The following is a 20,541-nucleotide window of genomic DNA, read 5'->3' as shown; positions in this document are numbered from 1 at the left end:
GCGGGGAATCGTTGGAAAATAATGAAGGCTCGGAAAAGGAACAGCTCCTAGATCAGATCAAAAAATTAACATTAGAAAACGAGAGATTGAAACAAGAAATCGCGAAACTGCGCGGAGTTAAGCGTCCATCTTCGGGCTCCATGGATAGCATGTCTACGAAATTAAAAGAAGCGTTGAGAGAGTAGACGTAAAGCCTATACAGATTCACTAAAATAACAAGAAATCTCTTGGTGAGCGTCACCAGGAGATTTTTTTTCGTGTCAAAATACCAAAGAAAGTAACCATTGTCCTCTATCAAGTTCGCCACAAATATGATATTTTCTATACCAAACATACAAAGAAGGAATAAGGCAGGAAGATACCGTGTCATGAGTGAAGGGGTTCTGAAGACATCTTATCCATCAAGGAGATTCCGACTATGAATTTATTAATTGTGGAAGATGAAGTCCGCCTCAGAAACGCATTAGCCAACAATATTCCCTGGGAGAAGCACGGTATAGAGGTCGTCGGGCAGGCTGGAAACGGCATGGAAGCGCTGCGGCTGATCGACCGCAAAAAGCCTGAGATTATCTTGTTGGACTTACAGATGCCGGAGATGGACGGACTCACATTAGCAAGGCAACTTCGCCAAGACGATCCTTTGTTGAAAATCATCGTTCTCAGCGGACATGACGATTTCGTTTACGCTCAAGAGGCATTGGGGCTTGGTGTAATGAAATATTTGTTAAAACCGGCTGGGGACGAGGAGATATTGGAGACGGTACTCGAAGCGGCCGACCGTTTGAAGAGCGAGCTTGAGCAACGTCATAACGAAGATGAGCTAAAGCAAAAATGGAAGCTGAATCTCCCAAACCTTATTAATGAATTTTTCCAAGGTTGGTTGAACGGAAAGTATGAACCTTGGGAGATTGAACAGAAAAGTAAGGTTCTTCAACTGGATTTACAAAAGGATGCCGAATATGCGGTTGCCGTAGTCGATATGGACCCGCTGTCGGAAGATGAAACCCGATTCAGTAAGAAAGATATTCCGCTGCTCCAATTTTCACTAAGCAGTATCGTGAAGGAAACATTGCTGACAACTCCTTGTTGGGTATCTACCGATTATGCGGGCTGTACGGTCGTTGTATTCCAGCTGGATGGCAATGAAGAGCCCGGAGTAGCTCTCCAGAAAGTCAATGCAGTGACCGAAAAGCTGCTTTTAACGGTACGAAGCTGCATTAGGCTTAGTGCAAGCGCGGGGATTAGCGGGATAACAGGCAATCAAGAGGTTATGAACAGGCTGTACGTACAGGCGGTACGCGCGTTGCAGAGTCGGATCGTGCTTGGTTATGATCTGGCGATCCCGTACCGGGAAGAGCAGGGGAGAGAACCGGAACTTACATGTCAACCGAACCTGGAGAAAGCGCTGGAAATCGCACTTGAAACGGGGGATGGCGACAAGGCGATCGAAACCTTAACTGCCCTTTGGGACAGTGGCATGGCCAAAGCGGAAACAGTTGAAGACATGCATGAGCACATCCTTTATTTTACAAGCCTTTTTATTTGCATGATCCAGAAACAGGGATGGCCAGTGCGGGAAGTGGCCGGTGAGGATTATGTGTATTTCCACAATCATTTGGAGCTGGCCGCAAAAGAACAAATTCTGTCTTGGCTGCAGCGGATGATAAGGGCGTATTTAACTTATGCCAGCCAGAGGCGGAAATCAACGAGTCATAGCATGATCAAGACCATTTTAAGTCTCGTCGAAAATGAAATTGATCAGGAAATGACACTGCATGCTGTCGCAGACCGGCTGTATGTGAACTCATCCTACCTAAGCCGTCTCTTCAAACAAGAAACTGGAAAAGCTTTTTCCACCTATGTACTGGAACGAAAAATGGAGCGAGCCAAAGCGATCCTGCAAGAGGGAGCAAGGGTATACGACGCCGCAGCAGGTGTCGGGTATAGGGATGTGAGCTATTTTACAAGAGTATTCCGTAAATATTGGGGCGTGACGCCCGGGAAGTTCGTCATTGAATTCCTATAAGCCGTTTTTAACAGCCTTCTCAGTTCATCTGGGAAGGTTTTTTTTATGCCAGTCGTGAGAAGTTAGTGAGAAGTTATGAAAGTACCAAAACAAGTAATATTCCTCTAATTCGTAAAAAAACGGCGGGTGATAAACTAAATCTAAGAAAGACAGGTAAGAAGGAGGAGACACCTTGCGAGAAACGATCACTACGACAGAATCTGTCATATCTACAAAAAAGAATGGTAAAAAGAGCTATAACCAACAATTGTGGATCGATATTAGGAAAGATTGGGATTTGTATCTCGCACTCATTCCCGGCATCGCTTTTCTGCTGTTGTTTAAGTACACGCCGATGTACGGGATTATCATCGCTTTCAAGGATTTCAATATTTTCGACGGTATGGCGGCAAGTCCATGGGTCGGATGGAAGCATTTCGATAAATTGATTTCGTCCGCCAGTTTTTTGCAGGTGTTCCAGAACACTTTGATTATTTCAGTTTATAAAATCGTATTTCTTTTTCCGCTTCCGATTGTGATCGCCATTTTGCTTAACGAATTGAAGAACATGGCGTTCAAAAAAAGCGTACAAACCGTCGTTTATCTACCTCATTTCCTATCTTGGGTAATCGTCAGCGGCTTGTTCATCGATTTGCTTTCCACGAACGGCGGTATCGTCAACAAAATAATCGTCGCCATGGGTGGTGAACCGATTCGCTTCTTCCTGGACAGCCATATCTTCCGTTCGGTTCTCATCGGCACGGCAGGTTGGAAGGAGACTGGCTGGAACACGATCATTTACTTGGCGGCTTTGGCAGGTATCGATCCCGGGTTGTATGAAGCGGCCAAAATCGATGGCGCCAATAAATGGAAGCAAATTGTACATATCACGCTTCCCGGTCTGATTCCTATTATCCTGCTTATGTTCATCCTTCGTCTTGGTTATGTATTGGAGGCAGGAACTGAACAAATTCTCGTTATGTACAACCCAAGCGTATACAACGTCGCAGACGTAATTGGCACCTATGTATATCGCATAGGACTCGGTGAACAGGATTACAGCTTCTCAACCGCGGTAGGCGTATTCGAATCCGTGGTCGCGTTCATTTTGATCTTATCGGGTAACGGCTTGGCCCGGAAGTTTTTCGGACGAGGTATCTGGTAAACGGGGAATAAAGGAGGATCAGCTATGCATACAAAAAGCACCTTACAATCACCTGCCGCAAGAAGGTCAGGAGCCATCCAAACATCCCTCGGCGAGAAAATCTTCACGGTCGTCAATCATATTTTCTTTATCCTGCTGGGACTTTCCACCATCTTTCCGTTCGTCAATCTCATCGCCAAATCGCTTAGCAGCGAAGCGGCGGTCGTTTCGGGGATGGTTACCTTGTTCCCGATCGATTTTCAAATAGGGACTTACAAGTATGTGGCGAGCAATTCCTTATTCCTGAATGCGTTTATGGTATCCATTACCGTGACGCTGGTTGGTTCGCTGCTCGCTTTATTCATGACAACGTTAGCCGCATATCCGCTTTCCAAGCCGAGGCTGCGGGGACGCAAGTTTTTTATCATTATGTACCTCTTTACAATGCTGTTCAGCGGTGGATTAATCCCGACTTACCTGCTAATGCACAAGCTCAATCTTATTGATAAACTGCCAGTGCTGTTCCTGCCATTCATGATTAACGTGTACAACATGCTCATTGTCAAAAGCTATTTCGAAAGCCTGCCTGACAGCCTTGAAGAATCGGCGAAAATGGATGGGGCTAGCAACATGACGATCCTTGTGCGCATCATTTTGCCGTTGTCGATGCCAGTGCTGGCTACGATCGCATTATTTTACGCAGTTACGTTCTGGAACGATTACTTTACGTCGCTTATCTACATCAACTCAGTAGAGATGAAACCTCTGCAGCTTTATTTGAAGGAATTGTTCGTTTCTTCAACGGATGCATTCATGCGGACCAATGTTGACGCTTCGCTAAACGTTTCACCGCAGTCGATTCAAGCGGCTTCCATCATTCTGGCGACGCTGCCGATCCTATTCGTGTATCCGTTCCTGCAAAAATATTTTGTTAAAGGCGTTCTGGTCGGCTCCGTAAAAGGCTGATTCTCACAAACAATTCTTGAAGGGTGGTGGTGGGCAGGCTCAAAGATGGTTCCATGAAATTTTGGTATTACGCACTTCTCCATACTCATAGTTCGAAAAGGGAGGCTCTTTCATGGTCAAAAAATTTTTAGCTCTGATGTCCATCACAACTTTGGCAGCATCCATTACCGCTTGTGGCGGAAGCAGCCAAACGGCAAGCACTACCACAGCACCGTCGCCGTCGACGGTTCCAATCGCAACTGTTGATACAAACAAGCCTAAGCCAGAATTCAAGGCGCTGCTGCAGTATGCACGTTTTGATCCCAATGCCGAAGTCGTAGCGAAGTTCCTGAACGAAAAAACCGGCTACAAAGTTACCTACGATATGCTGCCGGTCGAGAATCCAGACGACAAGCTCAACCTGCTCATGGCCAACAAGGAGAAATACGCCTTCATGCTGCTCAGTGGTCCGCAGTATTCCAGGCTCTCATCTTCCGGCGCGCTGGAGCCGATTGATGAGTTGGTAAACAAATATGGCACTAACATGAAAAACGTTATTTCTCAAAATTCCTGGAACGGGGCAAAGCTGAACGGTAAAATTTACGGTATTCCGCAGACCGGTTCGGGTACGATCGTCAACACTGCGCTTATCGTGCGCCAGGATTGGATGGATGAACTCGGACTTAAGGCACCGACAACTCGCGATGAGCTGTACAACGTTATGAAGACTATTAAAGAGAAGAAGAATGTTATGGCGTTGTCTGGCGGTAAATCCCCGCTCGTTACTGAAATCATGCCGACGTTTGGCCTCACGCTGGTTCAATCGACCGCGACGACCGGCTGGCAGGATGTTAACGGCAAACTGGTCAATGTGGTAGAAAACCCGAACATGAAAAAATATTTAGAGTTCATGAAGAAGCTTTATTCGGAGAAATTGATTGACCAGGAATGGTCTCTTAATCAGGCGAACAAAGTCATCGAGAACTTCACGAGCGGCAAAACGGCTATCATCTCGAACGGCTACTTCAACGCGCCTACCGTACAAAATGCTCTTCTGAAAAACACGCCTAACGCCAAAATCGCGAGCCTGCCTTACCTAAAAGGCGATGACGGCAAAGTACAAGTTATGGGTTCCGCCGGTATCAGCTATTACGTGGGTATTCCGAAATGGGCCGATAACAAGGAAGAGATTATCAAATACCTGGATTTGAAGCTCGACAAAGACATTCATAAGGAAGCGACAATTGGTAAAGAAGGTGTTCACCACAAGGTGGAAAACGGTAATTACTTCCCGATTCTGCCGATTTTCAACGACCAGTATAACAACGCTTCTTCGTTTCTCACAGGCGTGGATGAGAAAAACTACCCGATCTACTGGCAGGCGCGTGTTCGTAAAGATCCTATCCTAACCGATGCCTTTAACAAAAATCAAGAAACTGCCAAAGGCAACATCGTCATAGACCCGCTCTCTTTTGCACCTCCGCTTGAAGCAATCGGGAAGTACAATTTAAAGCTGCAAAAGTTGATGGAAGATACCTTCCTGAAGTACATCACAGGGGCAGAGCAGCTCGAAAATTATGATAAATTCCTGGCTCAGTGGAAATCAGATGGCGGAGAAGAAATGACGAAAGCTGTCAACGAATGGTACGCAGCGAACAAGAAGTAAGTCTGTTTTAATAGCTAAATCCCCTGCGGTTCATGCCGTGGGGGTGTTATTTCTCGAAGGAGTGGGGATAAGGATGCAAAAGATTGGGTTTATTGATTATTTTCTGGACGAGTGGCACGCGGAGAAATATCCTGATTGGATTGAAAAGGCATCGAATAGCGGCATGAAGGTCGCATACGCTTATGGCAAGTCAAATATCGAAGGAAAGCTCAGTAATGTGGACTGGAGTGAGAAGAAAGGAATCCAACTTCTGGACTCGATCGAGGCGGTTGTGGAACAGAGTGACTTCTTGGTCGTGCTGTCGCCGGATCATCCGGAGTACCATGAGGAACTGTCGCTGATACCGCTTCGATCCGGCAAGCCTACTTACATTGATAAAACGTTCGCGCCTAGCCGGGCAGCGGCCATGCGGATGTTCGAACTTGCAGACAAACATGGGACCCCCATGTATTCGACTTCGGCTCTACGCTTCGCTTCAGAGTATACAGGACTTGAAAAGCAGGGGATTGAGTCCATTTGCAGCCTAGGACCAGGACAATTTGAGAACTATTCGATCCACCAGGTGGAGCCGATCATCTTATTGATGGGGACGGATGTCAAACGTGTGATGTGGACAGGAACGGCGAACACGCCAGCGCTGCTGATCGGGTATGCGGACGGCCGCCAAGCAACAATAAACCTATATGGGTGGGAGTGTCCATTCAGCATGGCACTCCATTATGAAGCGGGGTCATCGTATTTTCTAAAGATCGAGTCGGATTTCTTTGGGGCATTTATCGAGAATCTTATCGGTTTTTTCGAGACGGGTAAGCCTCCGGTTCCGCAAGCAGAAACGATTGCGATTGCGACGATTCTAGAATTCGGAATGAAGGCGGCGAAGACGCCTTTTCAGTGGTTGGAGCTGCCGTAAACGGCGATAGGAGCTTTGGGTTGCGTATGAAATAAACGTTTAATCCGCTGTGGAACTCCGAGCATTGTTCTCAGCATAACAACTCCTTAGCCAGGATTGAATGGAGAATATGACATTGGCAAGTTTAAAGAAATAAGATATTCTCGTTCCGCAAAGACCCCAATTTGAAGCTATTAGGCGAAAATAAGGTACTGACGTTCCGCAAGTCACCTTAACCAAGCGTTAGGATAGTTTTCTATGTGAGTACCAACTGGCGATAATAACCAATAAGTCCATTTACATAATTTGCCCAATAAAAAAGCATCCGGACCTTTCCAAATGGAAAGAACCGGATGCTTTTTTTGAACATGTGATGTTATCCGTTCTCAAACGTTACCCGTTGTAAACCTTAGCCCGTATCTCCAACTTCATTCTCTCTATTCGTTCTCTCCATCGTTGTACACACCATCATCATTCTCTTTATCTTCGATCTTCTCTTTATGAGTATTGAACACTTTAATCTTAATCTCCGAATGTTTGCCACGATAAGAGGCGGTAATGGTTGTGGAACCGGGCTTCACGGCTGTAATAGTGCCATCAGCAGCAATGGATGCAACTTTATCTTGTGAAGAGATGAATGTCACGCCTTGGGTGATATACGCTGTTGAGCCATCTGAGTAAGTAGCTCTGAGCGGCGCTATGAAGGTCTCACCTTTCACAAGACTGTGCTTCTTCTCGTCAAAGGAGAGACTTGTCAACTCTACGACAGTAACGATTGATTTGGCTGTTTTTCCCTCATAGACAGCGGTGATTTCCGCAGTTCCAGCCTTCAGTGCAGTAACCGTTCCGTCTGCAGCAACGGCTGCAACGTCAGGATTGCTGGAGCTGAACACAGCACCGGTCACTACGGCTTTAGTTTCGTCCGAGTAGACGGCTGTCGTGACAGTGGCATGCTTGTCGCCTGCCACTAGACGGTAGGAGGCAGCATCAAGCTCAATGCTTGTGATGACGGGAGCCGTACGCGTTATGGTTACGGTTTTTTCGTTCGTTTTGCGGCCGTCAACGTAAACAGAGATTTTTACGGGATTAGCGCCTATTTCCAGTGAGACTTTTCCGCTGAAGTCTCCGTTGCTAGCCATCGCTGCCGTAACGCCGTTCAAACGAACATCAGCCGTACCCGGCCCAAGGACTTCAACATTGCCTTTGATCTCAAGATTCTTCAGCGGTGTGCTGACGTTTGCATAGTCAAGATGACCGCGCAGCACGGCCGATCTGACAGCATCGCCGACCTTATATGTTTTGGCGACCAGCTGCCGTCTCGTCCGAACACCTGAGGCATCCAGAGCAGAGATCACGAAGCCGCCCTGCGGAATGACGCTGTTATTAGGTGACATATTCGTCCAGTTCCAGCTAATCGCTTGTTGTTGGTTAACGACCTTCGTGACTTTACCGGTGCTGTCGACGATTGCTTCGACACCAAAAGTGCTAGTAGCTGTAGTTAGTCCGAACGCATCCGTGTAAACGTTCAGATTGTTCTCATTACGGCTTACATTGTACATATCGCCTTCTAGGAACGATTCCGGATTGCTAGGAACACTTGAGCCTACCTGATAATCCTTGACGTATTCCACATTCTGGAGCGACGCTTTCACGACCGGCCAGTTAACCTGCGAATAGTCGAAGAGCATCAGACCATTTGATTGTGACAGGCCAACCTGGAACACGGACCGCTGCAGCGGGGGATCCTGGATGTTCGCAAGCGCGATACTAGCGTACATCGGAACTTCACCGTTCGTTACAATGTTGCCCAGTGTGATGTAATGCTCGATTTCTTTTTGCGTTGTTTGATACGTGCCGATCATGAGAAAATCGATGTTGCCCGTATAATCGGTTTGTGCGTAAGCGTAGGTGTAAAGGCTGTCGTCAGGGAATTTCAAACGGCTGTCGTATTTGAAATTCGGGCTGCCCCAGTGAACACCGTTGAGGTAGTAAGATTCAAACCAGGAGCCAACATAGGCGGAAGAGTAGATCTTATGCCCTTTCAGTGCTGTGTAGCGATCGGTGAGTGAACGGACTTCATCCGTAAACGTCTTGATCGTCTGCGAGCGGAACTCCCACCAATCATTGATGAGCGGTCCGAATTGCCGTACATTGTTCACGTAAGTGAAAACGTCGGCCGGCCAGTTTATTAGCTGTTTACCGCGAACGGCGAGAAACGCCTCGAACTTCGAGCGGGTTAACGGGCTGAAGTCAGCTGTTTCATTGTCATAGCGGGTTCTGTCGAGCACGATTCCATCAACATCGTAGTTTTTGATGACTTCTTCCATGTTTTTCAACTCGAAGGCTCTTACATCATCATTAGCCGGGTTAACGAAAGCGACGAGGGATTTTCCCGTTTTATAATAGTTGCTCTCACGCAGCCGGAGAATCTGACCGCCATCTTCGGGACGGTAAATATGCTCTTCCCAGTCGAGGTGCTGGTTCAGCAGTCCGTACTCGTTGTGCGCAGGCGAACCTTCGGCAAAGACATTGAACGCTGCGTGGATTTTGATACCAAGCTGGTGCCCGTATCTGATGAACTCCTCCAGCATGTCAAGGTTCGGATTCGCCCCCGCACGGGTCGGCGCCGTCATCTGGGAGATATGCGGACGACCGGTTAGATCGTTCTTCTTGTAGTTGGCGAAGCCTTCTACACCTTTAACATCTAATGCTATGGCCGTGACACCGGCGTCTTTTGCCTTGGTCAGCATATCGTGAACATTTTCAGGCGTTTGCAGCTTGAATATATTCGTTCCTTGGTCGACCCATAGGACGACTTCCTTCGCGGTTCCGGTTTGCTTTTTATAAAACACGACAAGTGTCTTACGGTCATTTTCCGTCCCGTTCTTGGCGGCAATGACATCAAGGTAATTGACACCTTCCGTGAGACCAACATCGAGCTGAAAGGTGCCATTCGCTCCTATCGCAACCGTTGATTGGTTCACACGAATCGAATAGGGGATACCTTGCTCAAGGTTTTCCAGCTTTCCGGAGACTACTGTTTTCGGTTCTGTTACCGTAAACCATTCATCATTGTTCAGCTTAAGCCGAGCTTTGAGGCCTTGACCTGTCATTAAAGCAGAGACAGGGATAACTTCACCGTTTTTGCGCAGCTTGATTTTATCACCGACCTTGAAATTTTTCGCGAGATATTGCTTGTAGGTTTTGTTCGCCCAACTGTCGTCATTGGATACTAAGATGTAGCCGCCTTGAGGGATGTCTAGGTCAGTAGGTCCTGTCCAGACAGGCACTCCGCCGTTCACGGAAGGGTTTACCACCCGAGTGACCTGGTTAGCTCCATCGACGACAACGCCGACGGAAGTTTTGCCAACCGTAATCTGAGGTGCATATTCCGTTGTGAATAAAGCTACATAATCAGTGATGCCGCTTACATCCTTATCAACCGCATTAATTTGCTTGCGAGGACCTTCAATATTAATGGTAATGTCGACCGGAGCGGCTTCTACTTCGATGTAATCGGCGGCGTTCGGAGCAGCGGCAGATGCTGCGGAGCCAGAGACGGGTTCCGCAGCAAGCGCGGTCGTGGACCAAAGGGAAACGATCATGGGCAGCAATAGGGTCAATGACTTCCATTTCGACTTATTCAACAGGTTTCACTATCCTTCCATTCATTTGATAGGGCTAGTATTGGACCGGTTCTAGTTGAGGTTTGTCGCAAACCGTTACTTAGAAGGTTATTTCTTTGCCTTTTTCGCTGGATTCATAGATGCCGCAAAGAATTTTCATCATTTCAACTCCGTCTTGCACAGGCGAAAGAGTTTCTTTTTTGCCTTGGCATACTTCAATGAAATAATTGATTTCATCCTGAAACCCGGCAACAAAATCAAAAGATAGGTTGTTGATCTGCGGCGTGAGGTTCAAGATGGTATCGTATTTCTCCGTAATGATGGATAGCTGAGGCTCCAGTTCGGCGCCGCCTTTGTCGCCATACAGCTTCACTGTAAGCTCGTCTTCCTTCGCATGAAGCGTGAAGCTTACGTCAACGAGGATGGAGGCGCCATTCTCAAAACGGATCAGCGCATTCGCCATATCCTCTACGGTATTGTGGGAAGCGTCATAGTCCGCCGCCTTATAAAAGGCAAGATTTTTCACGTTGGCGCGGTTGCCAAGTCTTTTGTAGGTATTGCCGGTGACTGACTTCACCTTCGGTCGGCCCATCAAGTACCAGCAAAGGTCGATAACGTGGACACCTACATCAATCAGTGGACCGCCGCCTGAACGCTCAACATCCGAAAACCAGCCGCCTGGATTACCAAGACGACGAATGCACGAAGCTTTAGCGTAGTAAATTTCACCGAGTTCATCGTTATTTAGAAACGATTTGATGATGCGAGTATTAGACGCATACCTGCGGACAAAACCGACTTGAAGCGTTTTGCCGGAACGGCGGACCGCTTCCTCCACAGCTCGCGCTTCGTTAACCGTCATGCAGAGCGGTTTTTCAGTAAGTACGTTTTTGCCGGCATCCAATGCGGCGATGGAGATTGGCGCATGGCTATTGTTCCACGTACAGATACTGACGGCATCGACCTCCGGATCGGCAAGCAATTCCTTGTAGTCTGTATAAATGCGTGTAATACCATATTTTTCGGCCTTCGCCTTAGCGCGTTCTTCGTTCAGGTCGCAGATGGCGTAAAGCTCAGCGTCAGGATTATTTTGGTAGGACTTTAAATGCATTTCAGAAATGGAACCGGCTCCGATGACCGCTATATTTACTTTGCTCATTTGACTAACACCTCGTCTTTAGAATGATTGTTTTATACCGAATGAATCGTAGGCCACGCGAGTTCAATTCCATAGCTTACAAGCATATTCTGGAAGCTCCGAAGCTCTGTCTCCATACTGCGCACCTCGCGGGGGAGGAGTTCGCGGTCGATACAGCGGCTGGCAAGAAATCCTGCGGCCTCACCAATGTTCCATTCAACTGGATGGAGCCGGTAACAGCCGTTTGTGATGTGCGTGACGCCAAGATTTTTGCATGCTGGCAGCAGATTGTTCATGCGGACAGGAATCAGGCTGCCCAGTGGAATCTGGAAGGGCAGGGAAGAGATATCGATATAATGGCGGTTTCCCGTGCTTGGATGCAGGTCAATTCTGTAGCAGCCTATGCCGACGGAATCGGCGAATTGCTCTGCTTTACCATCGGGTCGGCAGGCTGTGCTTACATGCTGCTCCAGTACGGTAAACTGGGCTTTGATCCTCCGTGACTCCCGCATATACGGAGACATGGCTAGTCCGTCCTCGGTGCCTGTAATATCTTTGCGCAGACGAAGTCCCGGGTAGCCGAACCCCCCGTCCGGCCGAGGCGCTTCGGTCTGCAGCCAGTAAAGCAAAGAGAGACTAAGCTGTTTCGCATCCCACAGATTCTGTTCTCTTTCCTCGTCGCTCACGTCGATGACCGAACCAAGCCAGTAGTCATTCTGCGGCCAGTTGACCAGTGTAATACTCCCTGGGTAAAAGCCTTGCTCGAAGTTTCTGCTATCGATGATGCGCCGATAGTAGAACAGGGAGTACTTGTCCGTCCCCTCAAAAAGCTCATAAGTGACATGCTCTAGCGTATGAGGGCGGACGCCGGACCAGCTTAGCAGCCGATCGGGCCAAAAGTCAGCTTTATACTCCCGCCAGAAGTCATAGCGCTCTGGACGTTCGATGGTGTGGTCTTCGCCTTCGATGTAATCCATCGCAAAGCAGTATGTAAAGCCCTGCATGTCCTGCGGAAGAGCTTCACCTTCCACGGCATGCGGCTCCCCGGTTTGGCTCTTGGATTCCGCGCCAGTCACATATTCCGCCCCGGCTAGAAGCAGAATATCTCCACATTCCGTTGCGTCAAGGAAGTAGGCAGCGGATAGCACGACGAGATCTCCGGTAATCAAATTGCGTACCGTTACCGTTCGTACGTCATCACCATCCACGGAAGCCGATTCTGCGCGATGGCGGGTAAGAATTTGCAGCCTCCCGCTGTGAATATAAGGAGCCAGCATTTCCTGTAGAACTGCCAATGCTGCGCGTGGTTCATGGCACAATCGCGATACGCCGCCATTCCCAGGATTAAGATTAATGCGGGACCGTGCCTCTTCGGTAAGGGGGAAATGGCGCCGGTAATAATCACGAACACCATCCCGGAACTGCCGGTACGTGCGAGTGCAGCCGAACTGTTCAATCCACGGGTGCTCATCTGGCGGAACTGCCTGACTCGTTAATTGACCACCAATCCAGTCGGTTTCCTCGGTCATGATCACCGTCTTACCCGATTTGGCAGCGGCAAGCGCGGCTGCGCAGCCGCCGGTCCCTCCGCCAATCACGACGATATCGGCATGATATTCTTGAATGTTGTGGTTGCTGTTCTTGTGTGCCAACGGAAATGTTCCCTCCTTTTTCCTCCTCGCCTGCAGGTTTTCACAGGCTATCCTCATTGTAATACAGCGTAAACGAGGCCACAGCAGAGGACCATGACTTCTTTTGGTACTTTAATAACCATTGCCTATGGAAAAAAAGGGATTATTTGATCGGAGTCGAAAATGGATAACAATGCCGTACAATGCAAGTGGATTTTAAGGAGTAGTTAGAGGAGGAATGTATGATGCCAAATGAACAACAACCTGTAAACGCCGTACGGTTGGATGCAAACATGCGAATTCAACAATCCGGCGACAAAGATGTTAATTGGTATTCACCGCTAGAGAAGCCATTCCATATTGCCGGCTTCGGCTGGCTGCACGAAGAAAGGCTTTACCGCCGGCTGCCGGCACAACCAGATTGGAAGCTCCCAGAGGCGGTAGATCAATTGGCCAACTGTACCGCCGGCGGTCAAATCCGTTTCGAGACGAATGCTGCTTCATTGACCGTTAAAGTAAAACTGTCAGGAACTGCCAATATGTATCATATGACGGCTACAGGGCAGTGCGGCTTTGATTGTTACATAGGAGCTCCTGGAGAGCAGCTATATTACAGCACAACCGTTTATGATCACACGCAGGCCGAGTATGAAGCTGTTATTTTTAAGGATATGGCGCTGGAGAGCCGGATTATTACACTTAATTTCCCACTTTACCAAGGTGTAGAGGAAGTTTGGATCGGCTTGGAACGGGAAGCAAAGATTGCACCGCCACCAGCTTATGAACATAGCGGGAAGATCATCGTCTACGGCACCTCAATCACGCAAGGCGGATGCGCAGCCCGTCCGGGTATGGCTTATACCAACATACTATCCAGACGTATCAACAGGGAGTTTCTCAATCTAGGATTTTCCGGAAATGGTAAAGGAGAACCTGAGCTCGCTCATATCCTTTCTGACATCCCGGACCCTGCATGCCTGATCCTGGATTACGAGGCGAACTGTGTTTCTACTGAACTGCTTCAGGTAACACTACCCGAGTTCATATCGATCTATCGAAAAAAACACCCATTGACGCCGATCCTTGTAATCTCGCGCATCATCTATGCGAAGGACAAATTTCATGATCAAATGGCGCAAGATCGGGCGGAACGCAAACAATTCCAGCTCCGAACTGTAGAGCAGCGACGCGAACTGGGTGATGCCAACATATTTTTTTATGATGGATCACAATTGCTGGGTGAAGATGCGTACGAATGTACCGTTGACGGAGTTCATCCGACCGACCTTGGCTTTTTGCGTATGGCAAATGGGCTGGCACCCGTCCTACAGAAAATTTTGTCCGATTAATTGTGTGGGTTTCATTGTCCCTGAAGGGGTGGTTGAATAATGAAAAGAAAAAGCGCGGCCATTCTCGCCTTACTCACATGCTTCGCTACCGCTGGATGCAGCTTTCCAGAATGGTCAAAGTACGAAGATAAAGTTAACGTAGCTGCACAAGAACCGGTCATTCGAATCGTCGTGAACAGCTTGGGCATGAACTTCCCGGAAGGTATGGATGAGAATAACAACCCCTATTTAACCTATATCGAGAAAAACATCGGCGTACAGGTGAATGTGACACTCCCGCCGCTGAATGGATATGATGAAAAGCTAAACGTCATTATGACGTCTGGGGAGCCTCCGGATCTGCTGAATACGAGCAATCCCTCTTGGTTTATCAATTTCGTGAATCAAAAGGCGCTTACACCTTTGAATGATTATATAGAAAAGTATGGAACGAACCTGAAAGCCAAGATCCCAAAAGAAGCTTGGGATAACGTAACCGTCGATGGGCATATATACGCTATACCTAGTTTGAACGAAGTGAAGGGAACTGAAATCGTTTACGCCCGAAAAGACTGGCTGGACAAGCTTGGCCTGCAGCCTCCGCGAACCATTGAAGAGTTTACTGCGGTGATGAAGGCTTTTGCCGAAGGAGATCCGGACGGAAATGGAATTAAGGATACAGTTGGCCTTTCGATCCTAGAGCGTCTAAGGAGAACATCGCCATTTCTCGGCGCCTTCGGCGTACAAATGAACGCTTGGTATGAGCGGGATGGTAAGTTGGTTTACTCCGGTATCCTCCCAGAAATGAAAGAAGCACTCATTTACCTACGCAGCTTGTACGACCAGAATATTCTTGATCCGGAATTCCCACTAAATAAAATCGATGTACTTGGCGAGAAGGTAGCGAGCGGTAAAGTCGGCTTATATTCCGCGGCATGGTCTGACACACGCACCCATATTGCGGCTAACCGTAAAAACGATCCGAAAGCGGTATGGATTCCGCTTGATTTCCCGATCGGACCGAACGGCAAACACGGGGTCTACAGCACTTCAAACGTCCGTTCTTACAATGTTGTGCCCATCAAGAGTCAAAACGCGGAAGCCGTTGTCAAATTTCTCGATTTTATCGCTGGACCTGGTCAAACAAGCCTGAAGCTCGGTTTTGAGAACGAAATATGGACTAGAGTTAGTGGAAAGCTTTCTATCCGATTTGATGAACACACGAAGCATGGCTATCGGGGTATCTACGGATCGTTGGTTGATACCGCAGAGCGGGACATAACGCGGGATCGGTTAGAGGGACTCGGCGAGCAGTTTCATCTATACGAAAACCTGCAGCGGATCGAAAGCAACCTGATGGAAGACCAGTTTAATGGACCGCCGACCCCCGCAATGGGCAAGCATAATGTCAAGCTGTCCAAGCTGCAAGAAGATACTTTTACGAGAATCATTGCAGGGGTGAGCCCCATTGAAGAATTCGATGCTTTTGTGAAGAAATGGAAAGAGGCTGGCGGCGATGAAATAACCGGAGAAGTGAACGAGTGGTGGAGAGAAACGGGTAAGTAACCGGAAAGAAACAGGGCACGAATGGAGGGACCACCCATATGTTGAAAGAAATCCTGTCCAAAGTGCGCAAAATACTGGCCGGTTATATTCAGATTCGGCTAACATGGTACTTTCTGCTGATTCTGCTTCCGCTCGCCGGTTTCAGTCTTTTTGCCATCGCAAAATCACAGACGATCTTAGAAGAGCAAACGGGCGAGAGGACACAAGGGGCTCTGCATACGATGACAGATTACATCGATCTGACCCTGCAGAACCTCGAACAGCTTTCTTCGCTAATCGCGTTCGATATGAACATGAACACGACACTGCAGTCCGTCGGACAGGAGCCGGAAAAGCAGTCGTTTGTTCATTTTGCACAAGTAATGGACCAGATTACGAACATGACGACAGTCAATTTGATCGTGGATCAAATCACCATTATCCATATGCCGTCACGCACCGTCATTTCCACAAAACTTGGGGGACGGAAACTGCCCGAAGGGGCGGAGAAGCAGGAATGGTACCAACGTTTAATGGAGTCGAGTGGGGGCACGGTTTTTTTTACGCCGAAGGAAGGTGAATCTTACTTTGATGCAGATAGTATTCATCTGATCCGGACAATGGATCCGTATAACAGGACGCTCATTAATCCGAATCTGCTTGTGCTCTCCGTCAAAAAAAGCGCCCTAATCGAGTTGGCGAAACCGCTACTTCCCTCCAAAAATGCGAACATCTATCTGTTTGGCAGCGACGGAAGTTCAATCACTGGCACAGGTGCGAGTGTACATCCTCAAGTCTGGGACACCGTGAACGAGGTTAGGTCCATCCGTAAGTCACAGCAAACGGGTACGGAAATGGTTACGATCAGCGTGAAGTCGAAGTTTTCCGGATGGTCGCTCATGATGGAGCAGCCCTTGGAGGAGCTTCGCAGCCATACCGACTCTTTAAAGGTATTTAGCTATGGGATTTTAGCCGTCAGTCTGGTGCTAGCCGTTTGGATTTCCTGGATTATCTATAGAGGGATTTCCGCTCCGCTCCGGAAGCTAGCTTATGGGATGAAGCAGCTCCGTACAGGAAATTTCACCATTCAACTGGAAGATACACGCGTAGACGAACTGGGATATGTTATCGAATCGTTCAATCGGATGGCTGAGAACCAGAAGACACTTATTCGTGACCATTATGAGAAACAGCTTTTACTTTCTAAAATGGAGCTTAAGTTTTTGCAATCGCAAATCAACCCACATTTCCTTTACAACACACTAGATTCCATCTATTGGACGGCCAAAAACTATGAAGCCGATGAAATCAGCGAGATGGTGCTTAATCTGTCGAAATTTTTCCGGTTAAGCCTGAACAAGGGAAACGAAACGTTTTCAGTCGGGGAAACCATCGAGCATTTGAAATATTACATTAAAGTTCAACAGCTGAGATTCTTGGATCATTTTACCGTTCGTTACGACATCGCCGAGGAAAGCGCCTCTTATCATGTATTGAAGCTCCTCCTACAGCCGCTGGTTGAAAATGCTGTGCTGCACGGTCTGGAAAAACAAAGTGGGGGTGGAGAACTCTTCATTTCCTCGTATTTGGAAGGTAATCAGCTTGTGCTTGAAGTTTGCGACAACGGGGTAGGGGTTAATGACGAAAGGCTCGCCTATATTTGTGACAAACTGGAGGAAGCTTCTAAGCTAGCGGAAGAAGGTATTTCAACAGACCTCAAGAAGGATAAGGATCTGTTCGGACTGCGGAATGTGGTCACACGGATGATTATGTACTATGGCAAGGAATCGCAATTTCACTTCGAGAGTGACGCTAAAAGGGGCACCCGGATCACGCTTCGCCTTCCACTGGAAAAATGTGTGTCGCCTTATGAAGAGCAGGCGGGCTAAGCGTTTTCGTGAATTCGATCAATTATTTTTCTTTAATTTAAAAACGGCCCATTCACAGATGCGAACGGAGCCGTTTTTTTGCTGTATAGGAAATTATGCAAGATGCCGATCTGTGGATAAGAATGCAGGACAGAAGATTCCTCGGACTCAATGGGCGAGCTTATGCAGCACGGACGTTCGGCTGAGAAGTCGATTTCCGACCTCTCAGACAATGTCAGCGAGCTTCGGCTCGAGGAACTCGCTGAAAGCGCGTATTCCGCGCTTATTTGTTCCTATTGTTCCACGAATTAAAAATGTTTCCTTTAACAATTAAATTACCGTTGACGCGCAGTGAAAATTTGAAAGACTACACCGAACTTGTCTATGACCATACCGTAAGTTGGGCTAAAATGAGTTTCTTGCAGTTCCAAGCTTACTTGGCCGTCTTGTCGTAACGATTCATATAGCTGCTCAGCTTGCTCCTTTTCAGATGTTGTTATACAGATGGTAACTTGATTGCCAATGGGATGGGGCTGGCCCGGGAATATATCGGAAACCATCAGTTCGGTTTGGCCGACTTTTAGCACCGAATGGGCTATACGATCCCTTGCATTTGCCGGTATGGATAGTTCGGGGGAATCCGGACTCTCTCCAAATGTTTGGATAAAGACAACTTTAGCATCTAAAGATTGTACATAAAAATCGATTGCTTCTTTGGCATTTCCGTCCAACATAATAAAAGGTGTTAAATGTAAAATCATGATCAAACAGCTCCCTTAGTTCAAATTTTTTCTTCTTTGGCATGATGTACTAAAATTCTTGTGGCTCAATGCCTATTTTAATTTATAATAGTGACAAGAGTTGTCATAAATATAAAAAACGGAGAAATATTATGCCCAAATCGAAACGTCTTCTGGCATTGATGATGACCGTTAACCGAAAACGGAAGTTTACTGTCAAGGAACTTGCCCAAGAGTTTGAGGTCTCATCGAGAACGATTTTAAGAGATTTGCAGGAATTAAGTGAGTTAGGGGTTCCTTTATATTCGGAAGTGGGACCTCACGGCGGTTATCAGGTGTTGAAAGAAAGAATTCTGCCACCCATCGCCTTTACGGAGGAAGAGGCTATAGCCATATTTTTTGCCTGTCATGCCCTGCGGCACTATGCCTATCTTCCCTTTAAAACGGAAGCTTCTTCGGCATTGAGCAAGTTTTATAACTACATGTCTGGAGACGTTCGGGATCGTATTGATCAAATGAAGAACCGGGTTGATTTTTTAACGCCGTCAAGACATGCGGAATCCCCCTATTTATCCATTATGCTGGATGGGGCTATCGATCAAAAAGTCATTCTCATCGATTATGAATCGAGAGAAGGAATATCCAGTAGGGAAATACAGCCGATTGGCATCTATGCAAGCAACGGCTTATGGTACTGTCCAGCTTATTGCTTTTTTCGCGGCGATATTCGTGTATTCCGATGTGACAGAATTCATTCGGCGAATTATGCAGCTTCTGCTACGAAACCTATGGATCTTCGGCATATTCACCTTGGAAATAAAGAGTTACTTAACAAGACGGAAGAGGAGGAAGTTATTTTATACGTGGAATTGAGCAAAGAAGGTGTCCAGAAGTGCGAGGCTGAGTTATGGGCGGTATCCAAATTACATATTCGTAAAGATGGCACTGGCTGGCTAGACGGAAACATTGCAAAGAGTGACTACCCGTTTTTCGCAAAGTTTATTCTTGGATTGGGAAATGATGCGACAGTCAAAAGTCCACCGGAATTGGTGGATGCTATGAAAGAGTTGATTGCGGAGATCATGGCAAAATATAAATAAGAAACCAATCAGTTCGACAAAGCTTGTGACATTCGTTATAATGAGAACTGCCAAAAGGAGGGAACTAACATGAACGAAACATTGCCGCCAAAAACGTGTTCGATCGACCGACTCGTTACGAAAGAAGCTGAAGTTAGCAAAGTACTTGCTGGTGAGAAAACAGCTTGCAGACGTAATGGACGCTATGCAGATATCGGTGAAACGATGGAATTGCAAGGCACTGCGTTTACAGTAACCAACGTTTACCAACAAACTTTGGGTGAATTGACAGTGGAACATGCAAAAGCAGAAGGTCATACGTCCGTTGATGAATATCGTGATAGTATTTTAGCTATGCATCCAGGAATGCCATGGCTGCCGCATATGAAAGTATGGGTACACGAATTCCAAAAGGCTGAATAAGTAAGAACAAAAAACAGTGTGGATCTAAGGATCTGCACTGTTTTGTTCAATTTCTCATATAGAACGGATGATGGTGTTGTCTTGGTACGTACTGCTTTTATATATCCATATATTTAGTGTTGTTTTAAGTATTGGCCCTTATTTTATCCTGTTTCCATTATTAACTAGAATTCGTGTTGCGCCATTCGAGCAATTGCCAGACTATCTCGAGCCATTTCGCATTACAGTTCGGCTTACAAAGCATGCCGGCCATGTACTTGTTGCAACAGGAATTATACTCACATGGTTAACGGCGTGGACGTGGAAAACATCATGGATTATCGTCACGGTTCTCATTATGGTTGCATCACTGTACTTTATTGCCCGTGCATTCTCGCCGCTGCTACGTAAGCTCAAGGCGCCACACGAAAATCGAGATATCCTAGTCAACAAGCTGCTTAAGGCTTTAATTTGGTATGTCGTTATAACTCTGTCGATGATGTGGTTTATGGTGGCCAAACCGACCCTTTGGTAA

General features: G+C 47.2%; 16 protein-coding genes. 12 read left to right on the top strand and 4 right to left on the bottom strand.

The genetic code is table 11. The features are described 5' to 3' along the window. The first annotated feature begins 11 nt into the window (after positions 1 to 11). From ACBP55_RS21330 to ACBP55_RS21305, 6 genes are all read left to right on the top strand, one after another. Positions 12 to 185 (top strand): hypothetical protein, encoded by a 174-nt coding sequence (locus tag ACBP55_RS21330; protein ID WP_173188474.1) that lies wholly within the window; start codon positions 12 to 14, stop codon positions 183 to 185. A gap of 233 nt (positions 186 to 418) precedes the next feature. Then, positions 419 to 2,026: a response regulator gene (locus ACBP55_RS21325; protein ID WP_464644791.1), complete on the top strand. Its 1,608-nt coding sequence runs from the start codon at positions 419 to 421 to the stop codon at positions 2,024 to 2,026. A 205-nt stretch (positions 2,027 to 2,231) separates the two neighbouring features. Beyond that, positions 2,232 to 3,170 carry an ABC transporter permease gene (locus tag ACBP55_RS21320; protein ID WP_464653371.1) on the top strand — a complete coding sequence of 313 codons (939 nt, stop codon included), beginning with the start codon at positions 2,232 to 2,234 and terminating at the stop codon, positions 3,168 to 3,170. 24 nt (positions 3,171 to 3,194) lie between these two features. Continuing rightward, positions 3,195 to 4,115 (top strand): carbohydrate ABC transporter permease, encoded by a 921-nt coding sequence (locus ACBP55_RS21315; protein ID WP_464644789.1) that lies wholly within the window; start codon positions 3,195 to 3,197, stop codon positions 4,113 to 4,115. 112 nt (positions 4,116 to 4,227) lie between these two features. After that, the gene (locus ACBP55_RS21310) at positions 4,228 to 5,760 is read left to right on the top strand and encodes a type 2 periplasmic-binding domain-containing protein (RefSeq protein WP_464644787.1); all 1,533 of its coding nucleotides are present in this window, start codon (positions 4,228 to 4,230) and stop codon (positions 5,758 to 5,760) included. Between the two features lie 73 nt (positions 5,761 to 5,833). Then, entirely contained in the window at positions 5,834 to 6,670 is an 837-nt protein-coding gene (locus tag ACBP55_RS21305) for a Gfo/Idh/MocA family oxidoreductase (RefSeq protein WP_464644786.1), read from the top strand. A gap of 416 nt (positions 6,671 to 7,086) precedes the next feature. Here ACBP55_RS21305 and ACBP55_RS21300 read toward each other — a convergent pair whose 3' ends face one another. The 3 genes from ACBP55_RS21300 to ACBP55_RS21290 all read right to left on the bottom strand — a co-directional run bounded on the left by ACBP55_RS21300 (position 7,087) and on the right by ACBP55_RS21290 (position 13,038). Further along, positions 7,087 to 10,296 (bottom strand): Ig-like domain-containing protein, encoded by a 3,210-nt coding sequence (locus ACBP55_RS21300; protein ID WP_464644785.1) that lies wholly within the window; start codon positions 10,294 to 10,296, stop codon positions 7,087 to 7,089. Between the two features lie 79 nt (positions 10,297 to 10,375). Further along, positions 10,376 to 11,434, bottom strand: a complete 1,059-nt coding sequence (locus tag ACBP55_RS21295; RefSeq protein ID WP_464644784.1) for a Gfo/Idh/MocA family protein — start codon at positions 11,432 to 11,434, stop codon at positions 10,376 to 10,378. Positions 11,435 to 11,466: 32 nt separating this feature from the next. After that, a complete protein-coding gene (locus tag ACBP55_RS21290; protein WP_464653370.1) occupies positions 11,467 to 13,038 on the bottom strand; it encodes an FAD-dependent oxidoreductase in 1,572 nt (523 codons plus the stop codon). Between the two features lie 248 nt (positions 13,039 to 13,286). Between ACBP55_RS21290 and ACBP55_RS21285 the strand changes: the two genes are divergently transcribed. From ACBP55_RS21285 to ACBP55_RS21275, 3 genes are read left to right on the top strand one after another with little or no spacing between them, the layout of a single operon-like run. Then, the gene (locus tag ACBP55_RS21285; protein WP_464644783.1) at positions 13,287 to 14,393 is read left to right on the top strand and encodes an SGNH/GDSL hydrolase family protein; all 1,107 of its coding nucleotides are present in this window, start codon (positions 13,287 to 13,289) and stop codon (positions 14,391 to 14,393) included. 39 nt (positions 14,394 to 14,432) lie between these two features. Further along, complete coding sequence (locus ACBP55_RS21280) at positions 14,433 to 15,938, top strand: extracellular solute-binding protein (protein ID WP_464644781.1); 1,506 nt, start codon at positions 14,433 to 14,435, stop codon at positions 15,936 to 15,938. A gap of 38 nt (positions 15,939 to 15,976) precedes the next feature. Beyond that, a complete protein-coding gene (locus ACBP55_RS21275) occupies positions 15,977 to 17,806 on the top strand; it encodes a cache domain-containing sensor histidine kinase (protein WP_464644779.1) in 1,830 nt (609 codons plus the stop codon). 314 nt (positions 17,807 to 18,120) lie between these two features. Here ACBP55_RS21275 and ACBP55_RS21270 read toward each other — a convergent pair whose 3' ends face one another. Then, positions 18,121 to 18,546, bottom strand: coding sequence for a VOC family protein (locus ACBP55_RS21270; RefSeq protein WP_464644777.1), 426 nt, complete (start codon positions 18,544 to 18,546; stop codon positions 18,121 to 18,123). A 131-nt stretch (positions 18,547 to 18,677) separates the two neighbouring features. Between ACBP55_RS21270 and ACBP55_RS21265 the strand changes: the two genes are divergently transcribed. The 3 genes from ACBP55_RS21265 to ACBP55_RS21255 all read left to right on the top strand — a co-directional run bounded on the left by ACBP55_RS21265 (position 18,678) and on the right by ACBP55_RS21255 (position 20,541). Further along, complete coding sequence (locus tag ACBP55_RS21265; RefSeq protein ID WP_464644775.1) at positions 18,678 to 19,625, top strand: helix-turn-helix transcriptional regulator; 948 nt, start codon at positions 18,678 to 18,680, stop codon at positions 19,623 to 19,625. 69 nt (positions 19,626 to 19,694) lie between these two features. Next, positions 19,695 to 20,027, top strand: coding sequence for an ASCH domain-containing protein (locus tag ACBP55_RS21260; protein WP_029199463.1), 333 nt, complete (start codon positions 19,695 to 19,697; stop codon positions 20,025 to 20,027). A 70-nt stretch (positions 20,028 to 20,097) separates the two neighbouring features. Further along, the gene (locus tag ACBP55_RS21255) at positions 20,098 to 20,541 is read left to right on the top strand and encodes a hypothetical protein (RefSeq protein ID WP_464653369.1); all 444 of its coding nucleotides are present in this window, start codon (positions 20,098 to 20,100) and stop codon (positions 20,539 to 20,541) included.

Source organism: Paenibacillus sp. WG02 (assembly GCF_055396115.1).
The sequence above is the reverse complement of the archived record's forward strand: the minus strand, read 5'-3'. Positions and strand labels throughout refer to the sequence as shown.